At 63.0% G+C, this 21,926-nt stretch carries 22 protein-coding genes; 5 read left to right on the forward strand and 17 right to left on the reverse strand.

Features of this window, described 5'->3' with window-relative positions:
• Positions 1-16: 16 nt before the first annotated feature.
• Entirely contained in the window at positions 17-604 is a 588-nt protein-coding gene (locus tag AO356_RS28625) for a TetR/AcrR family transcriptional regulator (RefSeq protein WP_060743234.1), read from the reverse strand.
• A 167-nt stretch (positions 605-771) separates the two neighbouring features.
• On the opposite strand from AO356_RS28625, the gene AO356_RS28630 reads away from it, so the two are divergent.
• The 3 genes from AO356_RS28630 to AO356_RS28640 all read left to right on the forward strand — a co-directional run bounded on the left by AO356_RS28630 (position 772) and on the right by AO356_RS28640 (position 3,848).
• A complete protein-coding gene (locus AO356_RS28630) occupies positions 772-1,866 on the forward strand; it encodes an alkene reductase (protein WP_060742703.1) in 1,095 nt (364 codons plus the stop codon).
• Between the two features lie 77 nt (positions 1,867-1,943).
• Positions 1,944-2,732 carry an SDR family NAD(P)-dependent oxidoreductase gene (locus AO356_RS28635; RefSeq protein ID WP_060742704.1) on the forward strand — a complete coding sequence of 263 codons (789 nt, stop codon included), beginning with the start codon at positions 1,944-1,946 and terminating at the stop codon, positions 2,730-2,732.
• A gap of 99 nt (positions 2,733-2,831) precedes the next feature.
• Complete coding sequence (locus AO356_RS28640; protein WP_060742705.1) at positions 2,832-3,848, forward strand: NADP-dependent oxidoreductase; 1,017 nt, start codon at positions 2,832-2,834, stop codon at positions 3,846-3,848.
• Positions 3,849-3,868: 20 nt separating this feature from the next.
• Here the strand turns inward: AO356_RS28640 and AO356_RS28645 are convergent, their stop codons facing one another.
• The 5 genes from AO356_RS28645 to AO356_RS28665 all read right to left on the reverse strand — a co-directional run bounded on the left by AO356_RS28645 (position 3,869) and on the right by AO356_RS28665 (position 8,667).
• Positions 3,869-5,479 (reverse strand): gamma-glutamyltransferase family protein, encoded by a 1,611-nt coding sequence (locus tag AO356_RS28645; RefSeq protein ID WP_060742706.1) that lies wholly within the window; start codon positions 5,477-5,479, stop codon positions 3,869-3,871.
• A 65-nt stretch (positions 5,480-5,544) separates the two neighbouring features.
• The gene (locus tag AO356_RS28650) at positions 5,545-6,324 is read right to left on the reverse strand and encodes an amino acid ABC transporter ATP-binding protein (RefSeq protein WP_060742707.1); all 780 of its coding nucleotides are present in this window, start codon (positions 6,322-6,324) and stop codon (positions 5,545-5,547) included.
• Between the two features lie 2 nt (positions 6,325-6,326).
• Positions 6,327-7,103, reverse strand: coding sequence for an amino acid ABC transporter permease (locus AO356_RS28655; protein ID WP_060742708.1), 777 nt, complete (start codon positions 7,101-7,103; stop codon positions 6,327-6,329).
• 12 nt (positions 7,104-7,115) lie between these two features.
• Entirely contained in the window at positions 7,116-7,922 is an 807-nt protein-coding gene (locus AO356_RS28660) for an ABC transporter substrate-binding protein (RefSeq protein WP_060742709.1), read from the reverse strand.
• Between the two features lie 76 nt (positions 7,923-7,998).
• The gene (locus tag AO356_RS28665) at positions 7,999-8,667 is read right to left on the reverse strand and encodes a GntR family transcriptional regulator (protein WP_060742710.1); all 669 of its coding nucleotides are present in this window, start codon (positions 8,665-8,667) and stop codon (positions 7,999-8,001) included.
• On the opposite strand from AO356_RS28665, the gene AO356_RS33220 reads away from it, so the two are divergent.
• Positions 8,666-8,788, forward strand: a complete 123-nt coding sequence (locus tag AO356_RS33220) for a hypothetical protein (protein WP_257720542.1) — start codon at positions 8,666-8,668, stop codon at positions 8,786-8,788. The two genes, AO356_RS28665 and AO356_RS33220, sit on opposite strands and share 2 nt — an antisense overlap.
• A gap of 117 nt (positions 8,789-8,905) precedes the next feature.
• On the opposite strand, the gene AO356_RS28670 is transcribed toward AO356_RS33220, so the two are convergent.
• From AO356_RS28670 to AO356_RS28715, 10 genes are all read right to left on the reverse strand, one after another.
• Complete coding sequence (locus AO356_RS28670) at positions 8,906-9,847, reverse strand: helix-turn-helix domain-containing protein (RefSeq protein WP_060742711.1); 942 nt, start codon at positions 9,845-9,847, stop codon at positions 8,906-8,908.
• A 179-nt stretch (positions 9,848-10,026) separates the two neighbouring features.
• A complete protein-coding gene (locus AO356_RS28675) occupies positions 10,027-10,791 on the reverse strand; it encodes a 2-keto-4-pentenoate hydratase (RefSeq protein WP_060742712.1) in 765 nt (254 codons plus the stop codon).
• On the reverse strand, positions 10,788-12,395 hold the full coding sequence (locus AO356_RS28680) for a bifunctional 3-(3-hydroxy-phenyl)propionate/3-hydroxycinnamic acid hydroxylase (RefSeq protein WP_060742713.1): 1,608 nt from the start codon (positions 12,393-12,395) through the stop codon (positions 10,788-10,790). Before AO356_RS28680 ends, AO356_RS28675 begins: the two co-directional genes overlap by 4 nt.
• A gap of 2 nt (positions 12,396-12,397) precedes the next feature.
• Positions 12,398-13,261 (reverse strand): alpha/beta fold hydrolase, encoded by an 864-nt coding sequence (locus AO356_RS28685; protein WP_060742714.1) that lies wholly within the window; start codon positions 13,259-13,261, stop codon positions 12,398-12,400.
• A 26-nt stretch (positions 13,262-13,287) separates the two neighbouring features.
• Positions 13,288-13,890: an amino acid synthesis family protein gene (locus tag AO356_RS28690; RefSeq protein ID WP_060742715.1), complete on the reverse strand. Its 603-nt coding sequence runs from the start codon at positions 13,888-13,890 to the stop codon at positions 13,288-13,290.
• Positions 13,891-13,903: 13 nt separating this feature from the next.
• Positions 13,904-14,353 carry a VOC family protein gene (locus AO356_RS28695; RefSeq protein ID WP_060742716.1) on the reverse strand — a complete coding sequence of 150 codons (450 nt, stop codon included), beginning with the start codon at positions 14,351-14,353 and terminating at the stop codon, positions 13,904-13,906.
• An 11-nt stretch (positions 14,354-14,364) separates the two neighbouring features.
• Positions 14,365-15,405: a YCF48-related protein gene (locus tag AO356_RS28700; RefSeq protein WP_060742717.1), complete on the reverse strand. Its 1,041-nt coding sequence runs from the start codon at positions 15,403-15,405 to the stop codon at positions 14,365-14,367.
• Positions 15,406-15,417: 12 nt separating this feature from the next.
• The gene (locus AO356_RS28705) at positions 15,418-16,212 is read right to left on the reverse strand and encodes an SDR family NAD(P)-dependent oxidoreductase (protein WP_060742718.1); all 795 of its coding nucleotides are present in this window, start codon (positions 16,210-16,212) and stop codon (positions 15,418-15,420) included.
• Between the two features lie 26 nt (positions 16,213-16,238).
• Entirely contained in the window at positions 16,239-17,729 is a 1,491-nt protein-coding gene (locus AO356_RS28710; protein WP_060742719.1) for an aldehyde dehydrogenase family protein, read from the reverse strand.
• A 10-nt stretch (positions 17,730-17,739) separates the two neighbouring features.
• Entirely contained in the window at positions 17,740-19,281 is a 1,542-nt protein-coding gene (locus AO356_RS28715; RefSeq protein ID WP_060742720.1) for an acetolactate synthase large subunit, read from the reverse strand.
• Positions 19,282-19,555: 274 nt separating this feature from the next.
• Here AO356_RS28715 and AO356_RS28720 point away from each other — a divergent pair, with 274 nt between their 5' ends.
• The gene (locus AO356_RS28720; RefSeq protein WP_060742721.1) at positions 19,556-20,308 is read left to right on the forward strand and encodes an IclR family transcriptional regulator; all 753 of its coding nucleotides are present in this window, start codon (positions 19,556-19,558) and stop codon (positions 20,306-20,308) included.
• Positions 20,309-20,524: 216 nt separating this feature from the next.
• Here the strand turns inward: AO356_RS28720 and AO356_RS28725 are convergent, their stop codons facing one another.
• Positions 20,525-21,850 (reverse strand): hypothetical protein, encoded by a 1,326-nt coding sequence (locus AO356_RS28725; protein ID WP_060742722.1) that lies wholly within the window; start codon positions 21,848-21,850, stop codon positions 20,525-20,527.
• Positions 21,851-21,926: the final 76 nt, after the last annotated feature.

Here is a 21,926-nt window from a genome sequence, read left to right on the forward strand (position 1 = left end):
GGCCAACCGGTATCCGTCAAGGCTGCTGCGCGGGCGATGGCGGCAGTGATGCGATGATCCGGGTGCGGCAGACCTCGAGGATTTCATCAGCCAGGGCGGAATCGTCCGGGCAGGCCCGCGACAACATGACCGCGCCGACGACATGGGCCAACATGTCGAGCATTTTCGCCCTGACCTCTGCCTGCGGCGCGTCTTGCCCGGTCTCGTACCGGCTCGCGAGCGCCGCCAGCATGTTTTCGATACCGCTGGAAAAAGTCGCCTTCAGCTCGGGCGATTGACGGGCAGCGTCCCCGCACAGTGCCGCCATGGTGCAACCGCCACCCGGGGCGTCACGGTGATCCCGGGACACGTAGAGATTGACGAACCCGGGCACGTCGAGACCCGCGTTGTTGGTCAGCGATTGCGCAAGGCTGCGCGCGGCCGCTTCGGCCATCAGGTCGGCCTTGGAGCCGAAATGTTTGTAGAAACCGCCGTGGGTGAACCCGGCGGCCGCCATCAGATCCGCCACACCCACGCCGTCAAAGCCTCGCTCACGGAACAAGACAGACGCCGTCTCGACGATGTGCTCCCGATTTGCCTGGGCCTGGGCCTTGGTCACCCGCATTTTCCACTCCTCGTGCTGCTCGAAAATCACGCTCACATCATACATAGATGTCGAGCATAATCAAATTCGTTGACAGTTTAGATTTCGGTCATCATCCTAATGAAAAGCCGCGCTCACCTCGGCAGGTTGCACACAACACTTATCCAAACCCACGGAAACAAGACGCCATGACCGACCAGAATCTGTTCACACCTCATAAGCTGGGTAATCTCACGCTTTCCAACCGCGTGGTCCTGGCACCGCTGACACGCAACCGTGCGGGGCAAGGTTTTGTACCGAGCGAGTTCGCGGCCACTTACTACAGCCAGCGAGCGTCCGCCGGCCTGCTGATCTCCGAAGCCTCACAGATTTCCCAGCAGGGGCAGGGTTACCAGGACACCCCCGGGATCTACACACCGGCGCAGATCGACGGCTGGCGCAAGGTGACCGATGCCGTGCATGCCAAAGGCGGGCGGATCTTCCTGCAACTGTGGCATGTCGGGCGGGTTTCCCATGTCGACCTGCAAGCGAACGGCGCGGCGCCCGTGGCCCCCTCCGCCTTGCGTGCGGCGACCAAGGTGTTCGTCAACAACAGTTTCCAGGACGTTTCCGAACCGCGAGCGCTGCACATCAGCGAATTGCCCGGGATCGTCAACGATTTTCGCCAGGCGGCAGCGAACGCCATCGCGGCAGGATTTGACGGCGTAGAGATCCACGGCGCGAACGGCTATCTGCTGGACCAGTTCCTCAAGGACGGCGCCAACGTGCGCACCGACGCCTACGGTGGCTCGATTGAAAACCGTGCTCGCCTGCTGCTGGAAGTGACCGCGGCCGTCGTGAAAGAAGTCGGCGCCGAACGCACCGGCCTGCGCATTTCGCCTGTGTCGCCGGCCAATGGTGTGTCCAGCAGCGCGCCACAAGCCCAGTTCGACTACCTGATCGACCAGCTCAACGCCCTGGACATCGTTTACCTGCACGTGGTCGAAGGTGCGACGGGCGGGCCGCGCGATGTTGCGCCCTTCGACTTCGCCGCGTTGCGCCAGCGCTTCAATAACACCTACATCGCCAACAACGGCTACGACCTGGACCTGGCCACTTCGCGACTCGCCGAAGACCAGGCTGACCTGATCGCCTTTGGCCGGCCGTTCATTGGCAACCCAGACCTGGTGGAACGACTCAGAACCGGCTCGCCGCTGTCGGCGTTCAATCCCGCCACCCTCTACGGCGGCGGTGCGGCGGGCTACATCGACTACCCAACACTCGCGCAATCCAGCGCGCGGTAACACTGCCCCGACCCCAACCGAGCGCCTGGACAACAGCGCGCGATTCACTCATCAATCCCTGAAGAAGAGAATCACCCATGGACACTCGCACAACCGTTCTCATCACTGGCGCCTCCACCGGCATCGGCGCAGTCTATGCCCAGCGCTTTGCGCAACGCGGCCACAATCTCGTCCTGGTGGCCCGCGACGGCGCGCGCCTGCAAGCCCTGGCCGCCAAGCTGCGCAGCGAACACACTGTTGCCATCGACATTCTCCAGGCCGACCTGACCCAGATCAGCGACCTGACGAGCGTCGAAGCCCGCCTGCGGGACGACGCCAGCATCGGTATCCTGGTCAACAACGCCGGCGCCGCCCAGTCCGGCACCTTCATCGAGCAGTCGACCGACAGCGTCGCGAACCTCGTGTCGCTCAACACCACCGCGCTGGTCCGATTGGCCAGCGCCATCGCCCCCCGCCTGGTCAAAGCAGGTGACGGCGCGATCATCAACATCGGCTCCGTGGTCGGCCTGGCACCGGAATTCGGCATGTCGGTCTACGGCGCGACCAAGGCGTTCGTGTTGTTCCTCTCCCAGGGACTCAGCCTGGAACTGTCGCCTAAAGGTGTCTACGTGCAAGCCGTCCTGCCGGCCGCGACCCGTACCGAGATCTGGGAGCGCGCGGGCATCGACATCAACACCTTGAATGAAGTCATGGAAGTCGGTGACCTGGTCGACGCCGCGCTGGTCGGTTTTGACCGTCGCGAGCCGGTGACCATCCCGCCGCTGCAGGAAGAGGCACGCTGGGATGCCTTGCAGGCGGCGCGCCAAGGCCTGCTCGGGCAAATCAAGCAGTCCCAGGTTGCCGAGCGCTATCAAGACCTGGCGTAATCATCGTTCAGCGGGCGCCGGCGCGAAGGACAGCGCTGGCATTCCTGGATGCCTGGCCGGGTGACCAGTCCGCAGCATCCCTTATGAGAGCAAAGCACCATGAAGGCATTTTTAATCGACCGCTACGCCAAGCACAGCGGTCGTATTGGCGACATACCGGCCCCAGCAGTGGCTGACCAAGACGTGCTGGTCCGCGTGCATGCCGCCAGCGTCAACCTCCTGGACTCAAAGATCCGCAAAGGCGAATTCAAGCTGATCCTGCCCTACTCGTTTCCCTTGGTATTGGGGCATGACGTGGCCGGGGTCGTGATGCGGGTGGGATCCCGTGTCGAGCATTTCAAACCGGGGGATGAAGTCTATGCCCGCGTCCCGGATGGGCACATCGGCACCTTCGCCGAGCAGATTGCAGTGAACGAAAATGCCCTGGCCCTGAAACCCACAAACGTCAGCCAGGAGGAAGCCGCCGCCCTGCCCTTGGTCGCCCTGACGGCCTGGCAGGTGCTGGTTGAAACCGCCCAGGTAAAGAAAGGCCAAAAGGTGTTCATCCACGCCGGTTCAGGTGGCGTCGGCACCCTCGCCATCCAACTGGCCAAACACCTCGGCGCCTTCGTTGCGACCACCACCAGCACCGCCAATGTACCTTGGGTCAAGGCGCTGGGAGCGGACGTTGTCATCGATTACAAACAGCAGGATTTCTCAAGCGTGCTGCAGGACTATGACGTCGTGTTGAACAGCTTGGGCGCCGATGAACTGGAGAAGTCGCTGAAGATCCTCAAACCCGGTGGCCAACTCATTTCCATCTCGGGGCCACCCACCCCACAGTTCGCCCAGGCCCAGGGATTTTCCTGGCCGCTGCGGCTGATCATGGGCCTGCTGAGCAGTGGCATACGCCGCAAGGCCCGCCGAAAGGGGGTGAGCTACGCCTTCGTGTTCATGCGCGCCAGTGGTCCTCAACTGCGTGAGATCGCCACGCTCGTCGAGTCCGGCAGCATCAAGCCGGTGGTTGACCGATCCTTCGCCTTCGACGCGACGGCGGATGCCCTGGATTATGTCGAGCAAGGACGGTCCAAGGGCAAGGTCGTCATCAAGATCCACTCGGGAATGGCCGATGAGTGAAACCCATTTGCCTGCGCTCATCACCAAACGGCAATATGCGAATCCGCCCGGGGTTCGGTCCCGCCGCACAGCACACCACTGACCGGGTCACGCAGGATGATCTGGCCGCGCCCATAGTCGGTCAGGTCGCTGGCGATCTGCACCTCATGTCCCCGTCGCGCCAGGGCATTGGCCAGGTCCCGTGAAGCCCCGTGTTCGATCCCGACCTTCATGTCTCCCAGCCATTGCCAACGCGGTGCGTCCAAGGCCGCTTGCGGGTTCAGGCCGAAATCCACCAGGTTCATGACCATCTGCACATGCCCCTGGGGCTGCATGTAGCCGCCCATCACGCCGAAGGGGCCGAGGGCCTCGCCATTACGGGTAAGGAACCCGGGAATGATGGTGTGGAAGGTTTTCTTGCCCGGGGCCAGGCAGTTGGCGTGGCTCGGATCGAGGCTGAACTCCTGCCCGCGATTCTGCAGGGCGATTCCGCTGTCGGGCAGCACCACGCCGGAGCCGAACCCGTGGTAGTTGCTCTGGATGAACGAGACCATGTTGCCCTCCCCATCCGCGGTGGCCAGGTACACCGTGCCGCTGGCGTGGGGGTCGCCGGGCGCGGGCGGTTGGGCCTGTTCGCCGATCTGCCCGCGCCGACGGGCGCTGTAGTCATCGCTGAGCAGGTCAGCCACCGCCACCCGCATGTGCAGGGGGTCGGTGATGTAGTGCAGGCCGTCGCTGTAGGCCAACTTCATCGCTTCCAGTTGACGATGCCAGGTCTGTTGGCTGTCACGCTGATCGAAGTCGAAACCTTCCAGAATCTTCAGCGCCATCAAGGCCACCAGGCCCTGCCCGCTCGGCGGGATTTCCCAGACATCCACGCCTCGGTAATTGACGTGGATCGGGTCGACCCACTGGGCGCGATAATCCCTGAGGTCCGAGGCGCGCAGGTAGCCGCCGCTGGCCCGGGAGTGGGCGTCCAGGCGTTCGGCCAACGCCCCGCGATAGAGGCTTTCACAGCCGGTGTCGGCCAATTCCTGAAGCGTGCGCGCCTGGGCCGGGTTGCGAAAAATCTCCCCGGCCCGAGGCGCCCGGCCCTCGATCAGGAAAGTCTCGAACCAGGCTTCCAGGACGGCATCGCGATGGGGCGTGAACTCGTTCAGCGCGATCTGCCATTGATGGGCAACCACCGGCGACAGCGCAAAGCCGTCCCGGGCCAGGCTGATGGCCGGTTGCAGCAGCTCGGCAAAGGGCAGCTTGCCAAAGCGCTGCGACAACTGCGCCCAAGCCGATGGGCAGCCAGGAACGGTCACCGGTGTCCAGCCATGGATCGGCATCTGCCCATGACCGGCGGCCTTGACCGCCTCGATGCTCAAGGCCGCCGGCGCATGCCCGTTGCCGTTGAGGCCGTGTAGCTGGCCCTTGCACCAGACCAGGGCGAAGGCATCACCGCCGATGCCGCAGCCAGTGGGCTCCACCACCGTCAGCGCCGCTGCCGTGGCGATGGCGGCGTCGATGGCATTGCCGCCTTTTTGCATGATCTCGATGCCCGCCTGGGCCGCCAGGGGCTGGGACGCGGCGACCATGCCCCGACGGGCGAAAACGCTCTGGCGCTGGGATGGATAAGGGTATTCGTGGGCAGAAAATGTCAGCATGGCGAAGACTCTTCAATACGGGAATTGATTGACCGGACTCAAGGGGGTAAACAACTTTGCAGGGGTCATAGCACCCGGCTGAGGAAAGCCCGGGTCCGCGGATGAATGGGGTGACAGAAGATCTGCTCCGGCGGCCCTTGCTCGATAAGCTCGCCCTGGTCCAGGACCACCACACGGTCGGCCACTTCCCGGGCGAAGCCCATCTCGTGGGTCACCACGACCATGGTCATCCCCTCCTCGGCCAGCTCCTTCATCACTTGCAGCACCTCGCCGACGGTCTCCGGGTCGAGGGCGCTGGTGGGCTCGTCGAACAGCATGGCCTGGGGTTTCATGGCCAGGGCCCGGGCAATCGCCACCCGCTGTTGCTGGCCGCCGGAGAGCATCGACGGGTAGTGATCGGCCTTGTCCGCCAGGCCGACCCGCTCCAGCAACCCGCGGGCCTGTTCCAACGCAGCGACACGCGACACCCCGAGCACCTGGATGGGCGCCTCGATGATGTTCTCCAGGGCGGTCATGTGGGGGAACAGGTTGAAGCGTTGGAACACCATGCCGATATCCCGCCGCTGCCGGGCGATGTTGCGCTCCGACTCACGCACCAGGCTGCCGTCGGCCCGCTCGCGGTACCCCATCGCCCGGCCATTGACGCGGATGCGTCCGCCCTGGATGTCTTCCAACAGATTGATGCAACGAATGAAGGTGGTCTTGCCGGAGCCCGACGCACCGATCAGCACCACCACTTCACCACGCCGCACTTGCAGGGAAATGCCCTTGAGAATCTGCAACTCGCCGAAGGACTTGTGAACGTCCAGCGCCTCGATGATCAGCTCTTCGCTTTTATGCGCCATGGTTAACGTGCCCTCAGCAGGTTCAAGGTGCTGCGACCGAACATTCGCGTCGACGCCGGCGGTGGCGACGAAGGCCGATCCGATTGGCCGAAACGGGTCTCCAGCCAGCGCTGGAAAAAGCCCCACAACGTGGTCAGCAACAGGAAGTAGATCGCCACCACCAGGTACAGCTCGAACACCCGGAACGTCGCCGACGTGACCATCTGGGTACTGAGCAACAGTTCCTGGACGCCGATCACACTGACCAGCGTGGTGTTCTTGAGCATCACGTTGAACTCGTTGCCCAGCGGCGGAACGATGACCCGGAACGCCTGGGGCAGGACAATGCGGCGCATCAATTTGGCGAAGGTCATGCCCAGGGAACGCCCGGCCTCGTATTGGCCCTTGTCCACCGCGCCGATGCCGGCGCGGATAATCTCGGCCATGTAGGCCCCCTCGTTGAGGCCCAGGGCGATGATCGCCGCCTGGATATTGCCGGGGATCACCAGGCCGAACAGGTCGATGTCTTCGAAGCGGAAAATTCCGCCGGCGGCCAGCGCGGTGTAGAGAAAGACGATCTGCACCAGCAACGGCGTGCCGCGCATCAGCCACACGTAAAAGCGCACCGGCAAATGCAGCAAGGGGTTGCTCGACAACCGCAGCAACGCGGCGGCCAGCCCCAGGGCACAGCCCAGCAGCATCGCCAGCACACTGATCAGGCAGGTCAGCCAAAGCCCGGTGAGGTAAACCCCACTGGGCTGCAGCAGGTACTGCCAGAACACATCCCAATTGAAATTCATCGATGGTTCACCTCAATCAAGTGTGTCACTGGCGACATGCCATTTGCCAAGCAGTTGGCTGTAGCTGCCATCGCTGCGCATATCGCCGATCACCTGCTGCACGGCGGCGGTCAGTTGCGGATCGTCTTTGCGGATGCCCAGGCCGGTGAGGATCCGGCTGAAGGCCGGCACGCCTTCCTCGAACAGGTCGGGCGCCATGGCCGCGTAGTAACCGGCGGTTTCCACGGTGGTGCCGTAGGCGTCGACCTGGCTGATGCGCAGGGCCTGGAAGGCATCGGTGTCGGTGTTGTAGACCACCAGCTTCATCGCCGGCTTGCCGGCCTTGGCCAGGGTTTCGTTCTCGGCGTCGAGCAGGGTCTTGATGGTGGAACCGTTGAGCACCGCGACCTTGTGCCCGGAGAGATCCGGCAGTGTCTTGAGGCCCTTCGGATTGCCCTTGGGCACCACCACCGCCTGGCTGGAATACATGTAGTTGACGATGTCGATCACCTCGCGGCGCTCGGGCTTGTCAAACAGCTGATCGACGATCATGTCGCACTGGCGGGCCAGCAACGCGGGGAGCAATCCGGAAAAGGGAATGACCCGCCACTCCACCTTCTTGTCACCCAGGCGCTTGGCGATTTCCAGCCCCAGGTCCACGGTCAATCCCTTGGGTTTCTGCGCTTCATCAAAAGACACCAGCGGCGGCGAATCCATGCCTGAGCAGTAGACGAGTTTGTCGACCTTGAGCAAACGCTCCGGGACAACGGGCGCGGCAACCGCCCACTGCGCACAGAAACCCAAGGATAAAACGGCAACCAACAGGCGAGGCTTATGCATGACCAGACACTCCAGTTCAGTAGGTAACGGGCAGTACTCAAAGTCAGAACACGGGCAGGCTCGGGGCCTGCTCTCGTTATTTTTTCGATTGCAGGAACTCGATCAATTCAGGAACGGTGCCTTCGATGTGCCCACGCACCACCGCCTCGGCCTTCTCGGCATCGCCCGCACGCAGGGCATCGAGGATCAACATGTGCTCCTGACGCGCACTCAGGGGCTTTTCCACATGCTGCAGCCATAGGCGCATGGGCGCTTCGATCAGGGAATAAAGCGCGCTGATCTGCTTGAGCAGTCGCGGGCGACCGCTAAGGCTGCACAGATATTCATGGAAGGCGCGATGGCGGCTGACCCACTCGGCGCTTTCCTCGCGGTAGTCGTCCATCTCGTCCAGCAAGCGCTCCAAGGCGGCCAACTGGCGCTCGCCAATTCTTGCTGTCGCGACACGGACCGCCAGGCCTTCCAGGGCGCTGCGCATTTCGAAGACTTCGTGCAGCTCATCAATGTCCAAGCCGCTGACAACCGCCCCGCGATTGGGCCGCAGGGTCACCAAGCCCTGGGCATCCAGACGGCGAAAGGCCTCGCGCACCGGCATCCGGCTCATGCCGATCTCGTTGGCAATGTCCTCGGCAATCAACCGGTCACCCTTGCGTAACCGACCACCACAAATGGCATCGAGCAGGAAGTTGTAGGCCTCCTCCTCGGCGGTCATGGGCGGGCGTTCAGCGTACGTCGGAGCAAATTGCATGGCAGCACCTTCTGCATTTTTGTATCCAATTATCCATGGATTCAAAAAAGCAGAATGCGTGCCAACTTCTCACGCAATCGTGCAAGCGTTTGATTTGAAGGAATTTACCGAGGAAAAGTGACTGGCTGCCGTGAGCCCTGCCACTGGCGAGGCTGCAGCCGTGTGCTACCAAACAGCTCAGTGGCTGCCCTTTACAGGTGCGCGATGGTGCTTCGGTAACACCGCAAACGGCGGCTCATCACGCCGGCGCCCTGGGCGTATCCGAAGGTGACTCGCCAAACAGCGCCCGATAATGGAACGCAAAATGGCTCAGGTGGAAAAAACCCATCTCCACGGCGATCTCACTGACGTTCTGCGCCGCCGCACGGGTCGTGATCAAACGGCGACGCACGGCATTGAGCCGTAGGTTGCGCAGGTACTCCACCGGGCGCATCCCGGTCACCGCCTGGAAACTGTTCTGCAGGGTCCTGCGGCTGACCCGCAATTGCTCGCACAAGTCGAGAATGCTCAAGGGCACATCGGCACTGGCGACGACCAGCTCCTGGCAACGCTTGACCAGGTAGGCACTGACGGCAAAATTGCCGCGTCGGCCACGCACCTCGTCCGAGGCGTGGCTGAACAGATCGAGAAAGGCATTGAGCAGAACGTCTTCGAGGATTTTTTCCGAGGCGGGATTGACGGCGTCCGCCTGTTCCAAAAGGCGACGAAACAGTGGGTGGATGCGTTGTTGCACGCGGCGCAGTACCACCTCATCCACGCTGACCTGGGACACGTTTTTCAAACGCTTGAGCTGTTCGCTCGACAGTTCGTAGGCCGCCAGCTTGGCGAACCGCACCGTGTCGACATTGGCCGCGAAGAAATGCATGCCCTCCGGGGCGTGCAAGACGAAGTCCTCGCCATCACGCAACAACACGACGCTGTGAGCGCCCACCTGGTGCCCCTGGACCACCGGCGCACCGCCCAGCGACATGGCAATGCACAAGCGCCCTTTTGGCGCGCAACCGTGCTGCACCACGCGTTTATCCAACACCTCCTGGAAAATCTGGAAACGTTCGGCGCACACCTGGCGCAGCTCGCTGGAAAGACATCCACGCCCGAGCTGGTCATAGACTTGTTGCCAGCCCAGGATCGAACCGGCGTGTTGCTGAGGATCATTGAAAGTACGGACTTCGGCGAACATGATCATTGTTCCTCGGTGGCCCTGCGTTTATTGCCTGGTACGGTTGTTCAAGGACCTCTAAAACCCGTGGCGAGGGAGCTTGCTCCCGCTGGGTTGCGCAGCAGACCCATTTTTGTGAGCGCTTCGCACTCAAGCGGGAGCAAGCTCCCTCGCCACGGGCTCCTTTGGGTGAACGGTGCTTACTGCCGGAAAACCAAAGCCAGTTCCATGCCAAGCATGTACAACCGGTACTCGGAGGCCTTGATCTCCAACGGTGCCAACAAAGCGCCGGACAGCACCACCTGGCCCGCTTCAACACACTGCCCGTCGGCCAGCAAGCGCCGGACCAGCCAGCACAGGTTGGCCTGGGGCGTGTCTTCGCGCGCCTGGGCATTGCCCTCGCCACAGGGCACCCCATCGCACGCCAAGCGATAGTTCAGGTGGGCCAATTGCTCGGGATGGAACCTGACCCGCGGCCCCAGGCAATACAGCCCCGCGGCGGCATTGTCGGCAAGAAACGCGCCGACGCCGAAACGCCAGCCCTGCCAGCGACAATCGGCAATTTCGAATGCCGGCGCGATCTCGGACACCGCGGCGAGGATGTCCTCGTCGCTGTAGAAACCGGGCACCAGCGTACGCCCCAGGACAAACGCCAGCTCGATTTCCAACTTCGGCTGGATCAGCCGCGCAAGCGACACCCCACGGCCGGGTTCCACGACCATGGCATCGGTCAGTGCGCCCAAGACCGGCTCATCAATACCGAAACGGTCCTGGGCGGCGCGGCCGGCGAAGGCCACTTTCCATCCGGTCAAGCGCTCACCACCGGCCTGGCGCCGACGCAGCGCCTCGCGCTGCAAGGTGTAGCCCATCGGCAGGTCGACGGCCTGTGGCTCCAACGAAGGCAAGGCGTGCACGGCCTGCGCGGCATCGTGAAGCCGGACCAACAGATGATCTTCGCGGCTCATGAGAGTTGCTCCGCCAGTTTGCGCAACACGCCCTCGAGCCGCTCGGGCGTGGTGATCGCGGCCACGAACCGATCCGGCCGCACCACCACGATGCAATCACGCACCTTGGCAAACCATTCGCCGAGGCGGTTATCGACATCCTCGACGCAAATGGCCCCGCTGGCCGACAAGGGTTGGTTGCGCCCCACGCCACTGCGCGAGCGATTGATCTGGATGAAGCGCGTCTCCCAGCGCGCCCACCAGGCGGCGGTTTCTTCGCTGAGTTGTTCGTTCGGATTGACCCGATACCCCAGCACCGCATAGGAATGCCCCAGCACCTCGTCCAGGCGTCGGCGCTGGCCCTGGGCATCTTCGATGGACGGTTGGATGAACAACTGCCCGACCAGATCATCCTCATGCAGCTCGGCGCGCTCGTGATACACCAGGCCCTTGGTGATGGTCGCCTTGGGTTTGAACTTGAACTCCAGCAAATGCGAACGCAGGTTGTCGACGCTGTTGACGGCCTGGAACAACCAGTCCCGCACACCCGCCATCAACGGGTTGGTCAGCCCCAGGACGGCGCCCATGTTGTCGGCCAACGCGATGAGATCGGTCGCATGCCCACGGCGCTCCTGGTCGTAACTGGCCAGGATCGTCGGCGACGCCCGCCCTTGGAGAATCGCGGCGAGCTTCCAACTGACGTTGGCCACATCACGCAAGCCCGAATTGAGCCCCTGCCCGGCCCAGGGCGGGGAAATATGCGCCGCGTCCCCCACCAATGCCACACGGCCCTGGACAAAGCGCGCCGCGACCCGGGAGTTGTGGGTGTAGGCGCGGATCCGGATGATTTCCAGCTGGTCGACCGCGTCGCCGATATGCCCACGGATCAAGTCCCGGATCGTCGCTTCTTCGCACATCCGGGTTTCGTCTTCGCCCTCCAGGAGCATGAACTCCCAGCGCCGCTGCTGATACGGCAGGTAGATACAGACGAAAGGTCGCTGGGGGTCGGCATGCAACGCCGTATAGGGTGCATCCAGGCTGTCGTTGGCCGTGTCGATGACCACCCATTTGCGCGGATGGGTCAGCCCCAGCAGTTCGATGCCGAGTTTCTTGCGCACGCTGGAGCGTCCGCCATCGGCACCGATCACGTACTGCGCCTGCAATTGATAGAGCTCGCCCCCGGCATCGCGCACCTGCAAGGTCACGCCCTCGGCATCCTGCTCCAGGTCGAGCATTTCATGGCCCTGGCGCAACTCGACACTGGCGTGCTTGCCCAACTGCTCGCGCAATGTCGTTTCAAGCAACTGTTGCATGAAGATATTGCGCATCGGCCAGCCATAGTTCGCCGTGCTCGGCTTGACCTCGGCAAAACAGACGCCTCGTGCATTGTAGTAACGCAGGGGCACGTTGCAGATCATGTCGCGCGCGGCCAGCTCGGCGATGCCGATGCCCTGCAACACCCGCAGCGCCTCGTCATCCATGCCCACCGCGCGGGGATACGGCAGGACGCCGTCAGCCAATTCCAGGACGATGCAGTCGATACCGTACAGCCCCATGTAATGAGCGGCCGTGATCCCGTTCGGGCCGCCGCCCACGATGACAACCTGGGTCTTCTCCTGCTTCATCGTTATTCACCGCTTTGTTGTTGTGGTTGTAGGCATTGGTCGTGCAAGTAATCCATGACCACACGGTTGAACGTGTCCTCCTGGTCGTCATGGACATAATGGCTGGCGTCGGCGATTTGCGCTGTATGCACGCGTGGATTGGCCTCCTTCATGGCCTCCAGGGTCGCCTCGGGCAGAAAATCGGAACGCGCACCACGGATGAACAGCGTCGGGCAATCCAGTGCCCGGACCGCCGGCCACAGATCGGTCGGGGTGATGCTCAGGCGCGCCTGGGCAATGCCGGCCTGATCATGACGCCAGCCGATGCCTGCCGGGGTTTCCTTCATCGAATGGGTCAACCTGGACGCCAGCCCCTGGGCGGACAGACCGGGACGTGAGCGGCGCCAGAATTGCGCGGCACTTTCCCAGTCGGGAAACGACAGGGGCGTCTGGCTCATCTCGCGACGGATGCGCTCGGCACCGTCGCCGCTGATCGACGAGCCGGGGCCGATGTCTTCGATCACCAGGGCTTGCAGGCGTCGAGGATTGAGCCGGGCATATTCCAGCGCATTGGTGCCGCCGAGGGAATGCCCGACCAGGACGAAACGCTCCAGCCCCAGGTGCGTGACCCAATCTTCCAGATCGCTGACATAGGCTTCGGTCCGGTAGCTGGAAGCCTCTGCCCAGTCGCTGTCGCCACGGCCGCGCTGGTCCAGGGCGTGGCAACAGAATTGCTCGCCCAAGGCATTGGCCAGGGACGCCCAGGTCTGGGCATAGGCCCGCAGCCCATGCAGCAGCAACACGGGAATGCCTGACGCATTGCCCCACGACAAGTAGTGCAGGCGCATCCCCGAACAATTGGTGAAGAACTGGCTGTTTGCAGACATTCGTTGGCTTCCCACGTCAGCGCACCTCAATACAGGCCGTCATTGCCCTTGACGTCAGCGGCCTGCAGACCACCCAGACGAGCATGCAAACGCCCACGCGTGGCGAAGGCCCAGATGATGATCAACTCGTCGGCCGAGGGACCATCGCCGAACGACAGGGAAATGCTGTCGTAATGGGAGCGGACATACAGCGCGTCCTTGTGGGCCAGCGGTACGTCGATGGTCACGCCAGGCCCGCCACGCTTGCCGGTGGAGGGCACCCAGGACTTGCCACCGCCCAATGCGACACGGATCGGATCCGCCGCCGGATTGGTCAGCAACGCATTACCGTGCTCGTACTCGCCCTGGCTGCCCACCAGGCACGCCTTGCCGTAACTGACAATCTCACGCTCGCCGGCCAGGGCCTGGATACGCCGGCCAAACTCCTGGCCCAGCAAGGGTGACGGCTCTATCAACTCGGCCAGGCTTTCGCTGAAACGTCCGGCATAAGGGTTGGCGATCACCGCCCCAATGGCGTACTTGAACAGCGGCTCGCCATCGGCCAACTGGCCGGTTTCGTTGGCCAGGGTTTCCTCGACGAAGCTGTACCATTTGCGGATGTGATAACTGGCGAAATTTGCGGTCTTCATCAGACTTGCCTCTTTAAAGTGGGTCGAGATCGAAATGCCGGCTGGGGGCCCCAGCAGCCTTGAAGCGGGCCTTGCCGCGCTCGTCGTCGTGTTCGGACTCGAGGAAAAACTCCATGCGATTGCCATCGGGGTCGTTGAAGTACACGCCGTTGCCGATCTCGTGGTCAGTGATCTTCACCACCTCGACGCCCTTGTTCAGCAACATGCCGTAGAGCTTGCGCAGGGTGGTCATGTCGCCCGCGATCTCCAGCCCGTAGTGCTGCAAACCCAGTCCGCCCTGGTGAGCCCCGGGCTCTGCGCGGAGCAACGCGATGTCGTGATGCTTGGCACCAAACGCCATCATGATCCAGCTTTCACCCCGGGCGCTTTCATGCATGCCCAGCACATCGGCGTACCAACGGGCCGACACTTCCGGGTCGCTCACGAACAACGACAGGTGAGTACGAACGACTTCGACTTTCATCGCGCGATACCTCAGTTTTTCTTGATGATGGATTGATGCCCGGACTTGATTTGCGCCACGGCGGGGGTCCAGAGCACATCAGCGATTTCACTGAACTCACGCCACTGCTTCTGCCAGCCGTCACCGCCATTTTCGGAGGTGAACAGATGCCCGTACTTGGTGCCGACGACGATCTGGCGAGGGTCGGCAGGGTTCAAGGCAATCGCCCAGACACAGGAGTTGGGTTGTTGCGGCAGCGGCAGCACTTCCCAACTGAGGGCGGCATCCCGGGAAACCAGGACCTTGCTGGTCGTGCCTGGGGTGCCATCGGAGATGCTCAGGTAGAGCGTATCCTCGCCGCCCAACGGTGCATTCATGGCGCGCACGTAATACAGACCGAAAGCTTCCCGGGCGACGATGCCGGTCCAGGTCTGCCCCTCGTCGAGGCTGCGGTAGACGGCGTTGACGCACACCACGACGATGACCTTCTGCCCATGGTTGGGCAGGACCACGATGTTGTGCACGTCCGAGTTGAAGTCCCACAACAAGCGATCATCGACACGGGTCCAGCTCTCGCCCCCGTCGCGACTGTGGAACAACCCGCCCTCTTCCAGGCCGAACCAGAGCTGGTTGCGGTCCGTCGGATCGTAGGCGAAAGCCAGCAGGCGTGGACGACTGACGCCGTCGCAGAACTCCGGGATCTCCACGGGGGCACGGTCCCAGTGCTGGCCACCGTCGAGGGTGCGCCACAGCACGGCGCGCGAAGGCGCACCGGTGCCCACGAAAATGCGCTGTGCATCCTGGGGATCCACCGCCACCTTCCAGACGGTCTGCCCGTTGAACGGCGAATCCACCCGCTGCCAATGGCCGCCGGTATCACGGCTGATGCACAAGCCAACGTCGGTGCCGGCGTAGATCACCTCGGGCGTAGCCGGGTGGAAACTCAGGGATCGGGTGATCGCATCGAATTCCAGGTCCTGGCCCAGGCCCAGGCGATGCCAGGTACGGCCATCGTCGGCGCTGCGGATCACCGCTTGCCCTACGGTGGCGACCAAAAGGGTTCCGTTACTCATCACTGCTGCTCCTCAAATGAAGATGCCACGGGTCAAGCCGCCGTCGATGCCAATGGATTCCCCGGTCACGGCGCCCGCCTTGGGGGATGCGAGGAAACCGATCAGCCAGCCCATTTCGATGGGCGCCAGGGTGCGCCGGATCGGCGTCGCGTCGATGTAGCCCTGCTCCACCTGCTCAGGCGTCTTGCCCTGCTTGACCCCTTCGCGCTCGTACAGCTCCTGGATGTGCGGGGTGTCGACCACACCGGGGTGGATCAGGTTGACGGTGATGCCGGAAGGGCCCAGTTGGTCGGAGAGCGTCTTGGTCATGTGGGCGATGGCCAGGTTGCGCATGCCCGAGAGGACCTTGCTGCCACGCCCGGTCAAGCCACCGATGTTGATGATGCGACCGAAGCCACCGGCCTTCATGTGCGGGGTCACCGCCTTGGCGCAACGGAAATAGCCGATCACCTTGGTGTTGAGGTCCGAAAGCAATTCGTCGTCGCCGGCATGTTCGATGTCGTTGCGCACCACGCCGGACGGTGCCGCGGCGCCGTTGACCAGGATGTCGATGCGGCCGAAGTGCTTGTGGGCCGCCTCGACCATGTCGGACACTGCCGACATCTGGTTGGTGTCACAGTACAGCGGCAGCACTTCGTTGCCGGTCTCGGCGGTGATTTCCTCGGCGGCTTGCTGGAGAAACTCCATGCGTCGCGCACAGATCACCACCTTGCAACCTTCCTGGGACAAAAAGCGCGCGACCTCCTTGCCGATGCCCATACCGCCGCCGGTGACGATCGCCACGCGGCCTTGCAATTCCAGATCCATAACAGTTCCTCTTGTGATTATTCGGTTCAGGCCAGATCGACGTAGACACTTTTGGTTTCGGTGTAGGCATCGATCACGTTCTTACCCATTTCCCGACCCCAGCCGGATTGCTTGTAGCCGCCAAATGGCGAGGCCGGGTCGACGACGTTCCAGCAGTTGATCCACACCGAACCGGCCTTCAACTGCGCCGCCACGCGATGGGCGGAGCGCAAGTCACGGGTCCAGAGACCCGCCGCCAGGCCGTAAGGCGAGTCGTTGGCGCGCAGCACCAGTTCATCGATTTCGGTCCAGCTCATGACGGTCAGTACCGGGCCGAAGATTTCTTCCCGGGCGACACAGGCGCGCTCGGCGCGGTCGAGAAACACGCTGGGGCGGATGAAATGACCACGCTCCAGGTGGGCCGGCCGATCACCGCCGCAGATCAGTTCGGCGCCCTCTTCCTGGCCCCGTTGCAGGTAGCCACGCACCGTGCCTAATTGCCGGGCCGAAACCAGCGGGCCCATGCTGCTGGCCGGATCCAGGCCCGGCCCCAACACATGGGCGGCCGCGTGGCGCTGGAGTTCTTCAAGCACCTGGTCGAGGACGCTGGCGTGCACGTACAGACGCGATCCAGCGGTGCAAACCTGGCCCTGGTTATAGAAAATGCCATCGGCGGCGCCTTTGGCGGCCCGGACAATGTCGGCGTCCGGCAGGATGATGTTGGGGGACTTGCCCCCCAGTTCCAGGGAGACCTTCTTCATGTTGCCAGTGGCCGCCTGGGCGATCAGTCGTCCCACCTGGGTCGAGCCGGTGAAGGCGATCTTGTCCACGTCCGGGTGCTGGGCCAGCGGTGCACCGGTCTGCGCACCCAGGCCAGTGAGCAGGTTGACCACCCCGGCCGGGAAACCGGCGGCCTCGATCAACTGCACCAGGCGAATGGCAACCAGGGGCGTCTGCTCGGCGGGCTTGAGCACCGCGACACAACCGGTCGCCAGCACCGGGCCGAGTTTCCACACGCACATCGTCAGCGGGAAGTTCCACGGCACGATCAACGCGCAGACGCCCACCGGCTCGCGCAAGGTGTAATTGAGCATCGGCGCGCCACTGGAGGGCGACACCGGCAGCGTGCTGCCTTCGATCTTGGTCGGCCAACCGGCGAAGTAGCGAATGATATTGGCCGCACTGGCCGCTTCGCCCCGGGCCGCGCCGATTGGCTTGCCGTTTTCCAGGGTGATCAGTTGCGCCAGCTCTTCGCGATGCTGGTCGAGCAGTTCCGCCAGGCGAAACAGCAGCAACCCGCGCTGGGCCGGGGACTGCTGTGCCCAGGTCCCCGTGAAGGCCGCGCGGGCGGCAGCGACGGCGGCATCCACGTCGCGTTCGCCACCTTCGGCGACTTCAGCCAGGGTGTGTTCAGTGGCCGGGTTTTCCACGGCAAACCGGCGGCCATTGGCGGCGTCCTGCCAAGTCCCGCCGATAAACAGACGCCCCGGTTGCGACAGGAACTTCTCGACCGCAGGTAACAATTGAATCGGGTTCATATCCGCTCCTTCACAGCGCCATTTCGATCAGGCAAGGACCACCGTCGGCCTTGGCGTTGGCCAAGGCGCGTTGCAACTCACCGTTGGTGTGCACAGTGCTGGCCGGCAAGCCGTAGCCCTTGGCCAGGGCCTTCCAATCGATACGTGGACGGTCCAGCACCGTCAGGCTCAGGGCCTCGGGGCCCAGCTCGGTCATGCCGAAGCGGCGCAGCTCGTTCTGCAGGATGGCGTAGCGGTGGTTGGCCGCGATCAGGATCACCACCGGCAGTTGCTCGCGGGCGATGCTCCATAAGGTCTGGATGGTGTACTGGGCACTGCCGTCCGATTGCAGGCAGAACACCTTGTTGCCACGCTCGGCCATGGCGGCGCCAAAGCCCACCGGGATGCCCTGGCCGATGGCTCCACCGGTGTTGGTCAGGACCCGATGCCGTGCGGCATGGGCCGAAGCGGTGAAGAACGGATAACCGCACGTGCCGCCTTCCACCGAAACGATGCAGTCGTCCGGCAACGATGCGGCCAGCACCTGGCCCACCGATTGCGGTGTCAACGTGGCTTCGCCGGGCGGCAGTTCGATACCGGTTGGCGTAGGCACGTAAGCCGGCGCCTCAAGCGCATCGGCCAGCGCAGTGAGCGCCCCGGCAACGTCATCCCCCACCTCGGCCAGACACAGCAGGCGTTCACGCTCTGCCAGCCGGGAGGCAATGCCTTCGTAGCCGAAGTAACTGATGGGCTCGGGGACGCCGGCACAGACCACCGCGTCGTATTGGTCAAGGATCTCGATGGCCACTTCGGGGAAGTAAGGCAGGCGATCCAGGTCTGGCAGGCCACCGCCGCGATAACTCAGGCGCGGAAAGGTTTCGGCGAACAGGCGCACGCCCGGCAGTTGCGCCAGGCGCCCCGCCGCTTCCAGGCCGGCGACGGACAAGCCTTGGTCGCCGACGATAAATACCAGGCGCCGACCATCGCGCAAGGCCTGGGCGACCGCCTCGACCCGGTCACCGGCAAAACGCCGGACCGGAGCCTGCAATGCCGTGAAGGCTTTCTCGTGCTGCACGGTGTTGGCTTGCAGGTCCATCGGCAGAATCAGGCTGGCGATCTGACCGTTGGCTTGCCAGGCGGCACGCACCGCCTCCTGGAAATCCTCACCGACGCCCGACGCCGTGCGCGAGGTCCGTACCCACTTGGAAACGCTGCCGGCCAAGGCCTGGATGTCACTGGCCAGCGGTGGATCGTAATTGACGTGCCAGGACGCGTGATCGCCGATGACGTTGACGATCGGAGTGTTGGCGCGACGCGCGTTGTGCAGGTTGGCAATGCCATTGGCAAAGCCTGGGCCGAGGTGAGTCAGGGTCATCGCCGGCTTGCCGGCAATCCGGCCGTAGCCGTCCGCCGCACCGGTGCATACCCCTTCGAACAAGGACAACACCGGCTTGAGGGCTGGCGCGCTGGCCATGGCTGCCACCAGGGGAATTTCAGTCGTTCCGGGATTGGCGAAGCAGTATTCGATACCGCTTGCCACCGCCGCCTTCACTATCAGTTGCGCACCATTCATTTCCAGCCCTCTTCATCGAGCGTTTGCAGTGGCTGAGATTTATCACACAGCACAATCGACAAAACAAGCTATTTTTCTGCATTAAAATCATATTTTGAGATTAATGCATATTTTGTAGTGGTAAACGACTGAAAATACGCTTGTATTTCTCAAGCATTGGGTTACCGTGGCGACGCGCTCCTGAGCGAGTGCGCGGGCTTTTCATCAGCGCCGCGGCTACCTATAGTGCTCACCCAACGACCCCCTACGCGCCATTCCCCCCTTTAGGAGCGAAATGAGCAGTCTGAGCAAAATGCTGAGTGTGCTGGACCTTTTCGGCCCGGCCACATTGAAGATCGACCCCGAGACCATCGCCGAGCGCATGGGCCTCTCACGGGCGACCGTGTACCGCTACGTCAAGGACTTGTGCGATGCCGGCCTGCTGGTGCGGGTGGATGCCGGCAGCTACGGCCTGGGGCCACGCATCATTGAGCTGGACTGGATGATGCGGCAGTACGACCCGATCCTCGTGGCAGGCCGCGAGTTGATGCACGAGCTGTCCGACGCCACTGGCCTGGCGGTGTTCGCCAGCGTTTTCTACGACGGCCGCATCATCAACACCTACATCGCCGAACCCAGTGACACCTACCAGTTCTCATTCGGCCGCGGCCAACCACTGCCGTTTTTTCGCGGTGCGCAATCCAAGGTATTGATCGCCTTCCAAAAGGGTCGGCGCCTGCAACGCCTGTTCGAAGAACACCTGGCCAACGACCCCGACAGCGGCCATGACTGGGCAAGCTTTTCCAAGGCCACGAAAAAAATCCGCAAGGATGGCTATTGCATGACCCACGACGAACTCAACCTGGGCCTCACCGGTATCGCGGCGCCGATCGTCAACCCGGAGCTCGACGAGGTGGTGGGCAGCCTTTCGGCCGTGGGCAGCACCCACAGCTTCAAACTGCTGCGCCAGGAAACCGTGGTTGAAATGGTGATGGACACCACCCGGCGGATTGCCGAGCGGATGCATACCCAGCCTGCCGTCGGCTAGAAACCGGAGGTGCAGCCATACCAGTGCCCTGTGGCGAGGGAGCTAACCGCTCTGGGCCGAGTTTCGGGATGACTGCAGGATTTGAATTCCCCCCAAATTCCCTGTGGGAGCGAGCTTGCTCGCGATTGCGGTGGGTCAGTTGAGATGGATGTTGATGGGGCCGCCGTCATCGCGAGCAAGCTCGCTCCCACAAGGTTTTATCGAACAACTCCGGCCTCAGAACGGCACGGCCACCGTCACCTGGCTGTACACGTTGGTGCCATTGCCCGTCACTTGATTGCCTCCCGTCGTCGCATCCCGATCCGGCTTGTAGAGGCCGATCAGCGGGGTGACGATCAAATGCTCGTTGACGACCCACTCGGCATACACATCCAGCTCGCGGGCATCCAGGTTCAGGGCGTTGTCTTTACGTACGGTGTTGTAATCGAAGTACAACGCACCGAGGGTCACGTTCTCCAGCGGCGTGGCTGTCAGGCCGACATGATGAATGCCCGTGTTGCTGTTGAAGGGCCCGGCATAATTGCCCGCGACTTCACCCTGGAACCACGTGCCATAACCCGTGCTCTGCCCGGTGAACAGCGAATCCCACTTCTGCGAATAGCGGCTGTAGCGGTACGTCAGCTTGGGCGCCCAGGCGAGATCGGCAAATCTATAACCGGCCTCGGCGTACCAGGCGTTCTGCGGGCCGGCGTCCTTGTCCTGCCAGGCGTATTCGAATGCCAGGCTGGCGTTCTCGATGCCCACGTCGCCTTCACCACGAATGCTGTAGACATCCATGCCCTTGCGTTGCTTCTGGAAGTCACTGGCCCACTGGTCGCTCACATCCAGGCCATGGATCCAGGTCAAGCCCAATGTCCCGGCCTTGACGGTGTAGTCCAGCGTGCCAGCGGCCAGTTCGGTTTCGGCCTGGGCACGGTTGTCGGACTTGAGCCAGACCGCACTGCCATGCAACCCCTCCTGCCCGCCCAGACGCAATACGGCGGTCTGGTCGAACGCATGCCGGGCGGCCAGGTAATAGGCCCCCCCGCGATTCAAGCGACCATCGGCAGGCCCTTTGCCCAGGTTCGGCCCGTCATCGTTGATCAAGAATCCCCTGCCCAGCTTGACCACCTGGCGACCGCCGGAGATATCGACACCGTCCTGCCCCAACACAGGGAACAGATCGGCGGAGCGCCAGCCCAGGTAAGCGTCTTCGATCTTCGTCGTACGCTCGCTGCCCAGTGTATTGCCGGCCGCGTCGCCATCGCCCCAGGTGGCGGAGCTGACCAGGCTGAACGCACCGTAGGCGCTGCCACGACCGGCCAGGCCCTGGTCGCCGCTGACGCCATACTTGATGAAGCCTTCGCGCCAGGTTGAACCGCCGGGCCTGCCGTCGTAGTTCTTGCGACTGTTGAAATGGCCGAACACCGCTAGCATGTCGGCGTTGAGGTGAGTGTCGTCATCGGCATACAACGCATAGGCCTGGACCTGACTCGCGGCGCAGAGCGCCAGCGTACAGGCAAGGCCACTGCCGAAAAATTCCATACGCGATAGGTTCCGCATGGCGGGAGCTCCTTGTGGTGCGCCTTCAAAGGCTGTCTTTATATTCAGGAGCCGGCGCAGCACGCTGCGCCGGCGG

It is taken from the genome of Pseudomonas fluorescens, assembly GCF_001307275.1.
GTDB lineage: Bacteria > Pseudomonadota > Gammaproteobacteria > Pseudomonadales > Pseudomonadaceae > Aquipseudomonas > Aquipseudomonas fluorescens_AA.

Bases quoted from the DNA above. Each gene is read 5' to 3' on its own strand.
- AO356_RS28625 (WP_060743234.1), bottom strand. From the start codon at position 604: ATGCGGGTGACCAAGGCCCAGGCCCAGGCAAATCGGGAGCACATCGTC.
- AO356_RS28630 (WP_060742703.1), top strand. From the start codon at position 772: ATGACCGACCAGAATCTGTTCACACCTCATAAGCTGGGTAATCTCACG.
- AO356_RS28635 (WP_060742704.1), top strand. From the start codon at position 1,944: ATGGACACTCGCACAACCGTTCTCATCACTGGCGCCTCCACCGGCATC.
- AO356_RS28640 (WP_060742705.1), top strand. From the start codon at position 2,832: ATGAAGGCATTTTTAATCGACCGCTACGCCAAGCACAGCGGTCGTATT.
- AO356_RS28645 (WP_060742706.1), bottom strand. From the start codon at position 5,479: ATGCTGACATTTTCTGCCCACGAATACCCTTATCCATCCCAGCGCCAG.
- AO356_RS28650 (WP_060742707.1), bottom strand. From the start codon at position 6,324: ATGGCGCATAAAAGCGAAGAGCTGATCATCGAGGCGCTGGACGTTCAC.
- AO356_RS28655 (WP_060742708.1), bottom strand. From the start codon at position 7,103: ATGAATTTCAATTGGGATGTGTTCTGGCAGTACCTGCTGCAGCCCAGT.
- AO356_RS28660 (WP_060742709.1), bottom strand. From the start codon at position 7,922: ATGCATAAGCCTCGCCTGTTGGTTGCCGTTTTATCCTTGGGTTTCTGT.
- AO356_RS33220 (WP_257720542.1), top strand. From the start codon at position 8,666: ATGGCAGCACCTTCTGCATTTTTGTATCCAATTATCCATGGATTCAAA.
- AO356_RS28665 (WP_060742710.1), bottom strand. From the start codon at position 8,667: ATGCAATTTGCTCCGACGTACGCTGAACGCCCGCCCATGACCGCCGAG.
- AO356_RS28670 (WP_060742711.1), bottom strand. From the start codon at position 9,847: ATGTTCGCCGAAGTCCGTACTTTCAATGATCCTCAGCAACACGCCGGT.
- AO356_RS28675 (WP_060742712.1), bottom strand. From the start codon at position 10,791: ATGAGCCGCGAAGATCATCTGTTGGTCCGGCTTCACGATGCCGCGCAG.
- AO356_RS28680 (WP_060742713.1), bottom strand. From the start codon at position 12,395: ATGAAGCAGGAGAAGACCCAGGTTGTCATCGTGGGCGGCGGCCCGAAC.
- AO356_RS28685 (WP_060742714.1), bottom strand. From the start codon at position 13,261: ATGTCTGCAAACAGCCAGTTCTTCACCAATTGTTCGGGGATGCGCCTG.
- AO356_RS28690 (WP_060742715.1), bottom strand. From the start codon at position 13,890: ATGAAGACCGCAAATTTCGCCAGTTATCACATCCGCAAATGGTACAGC.
- AO356_RS28695 (WP_060742716.1), bottom strand. From the start codon at position 14,353: ATGAAAGTCGAAGTCGTTCGTACTCACCTGTCGTTGTTCGTGAGCGAC.
- AO356_RS28700 (WP_060742717.1), bottom strand. From the start codon at position 15,405: ATGAGTAACGGAACCCTTTTGGTCGCCACCGTAGGGCAAGCGGTGATC.
- AO356_RS28705 (WP_060742718.1), bottom strand. From the start codon at position 16,212: ATGGATCTGGAATTGCAAGGCCGCGTGGCGATCGTCACCGGCGGCGGT.
- AO356_RS28710 (WP_060742719.1), bottom strand. From the start codon at position 17,729: ATGAACCCGATTCAATTGTTACCTGCGGTCGAGAAGTTCCTGTCGCAA.
- AO356_RS28715 (WP_060742720.1), bottom strand. From the start codon at position 19,281: ATGAATGGTGCGCAACTGATAGTGAAGGCGGCGGTGGCAAGCGGTATC.
- AO356_RS28720 (WP_060742721.1), top strand. From the start codon at position 19,556: ATGAGCAGTCTGAGCAAAATGCTGAGTGTGCTGGACCTTTTCGGCCCG.
- AO356_RS28725 (WP_060742722.1), bottom strand. From the start codon at position 21,850: ATGCGGAACCTATCGCGTATGGAATTTTTCGGCAGTGGCCTTGCCTGT.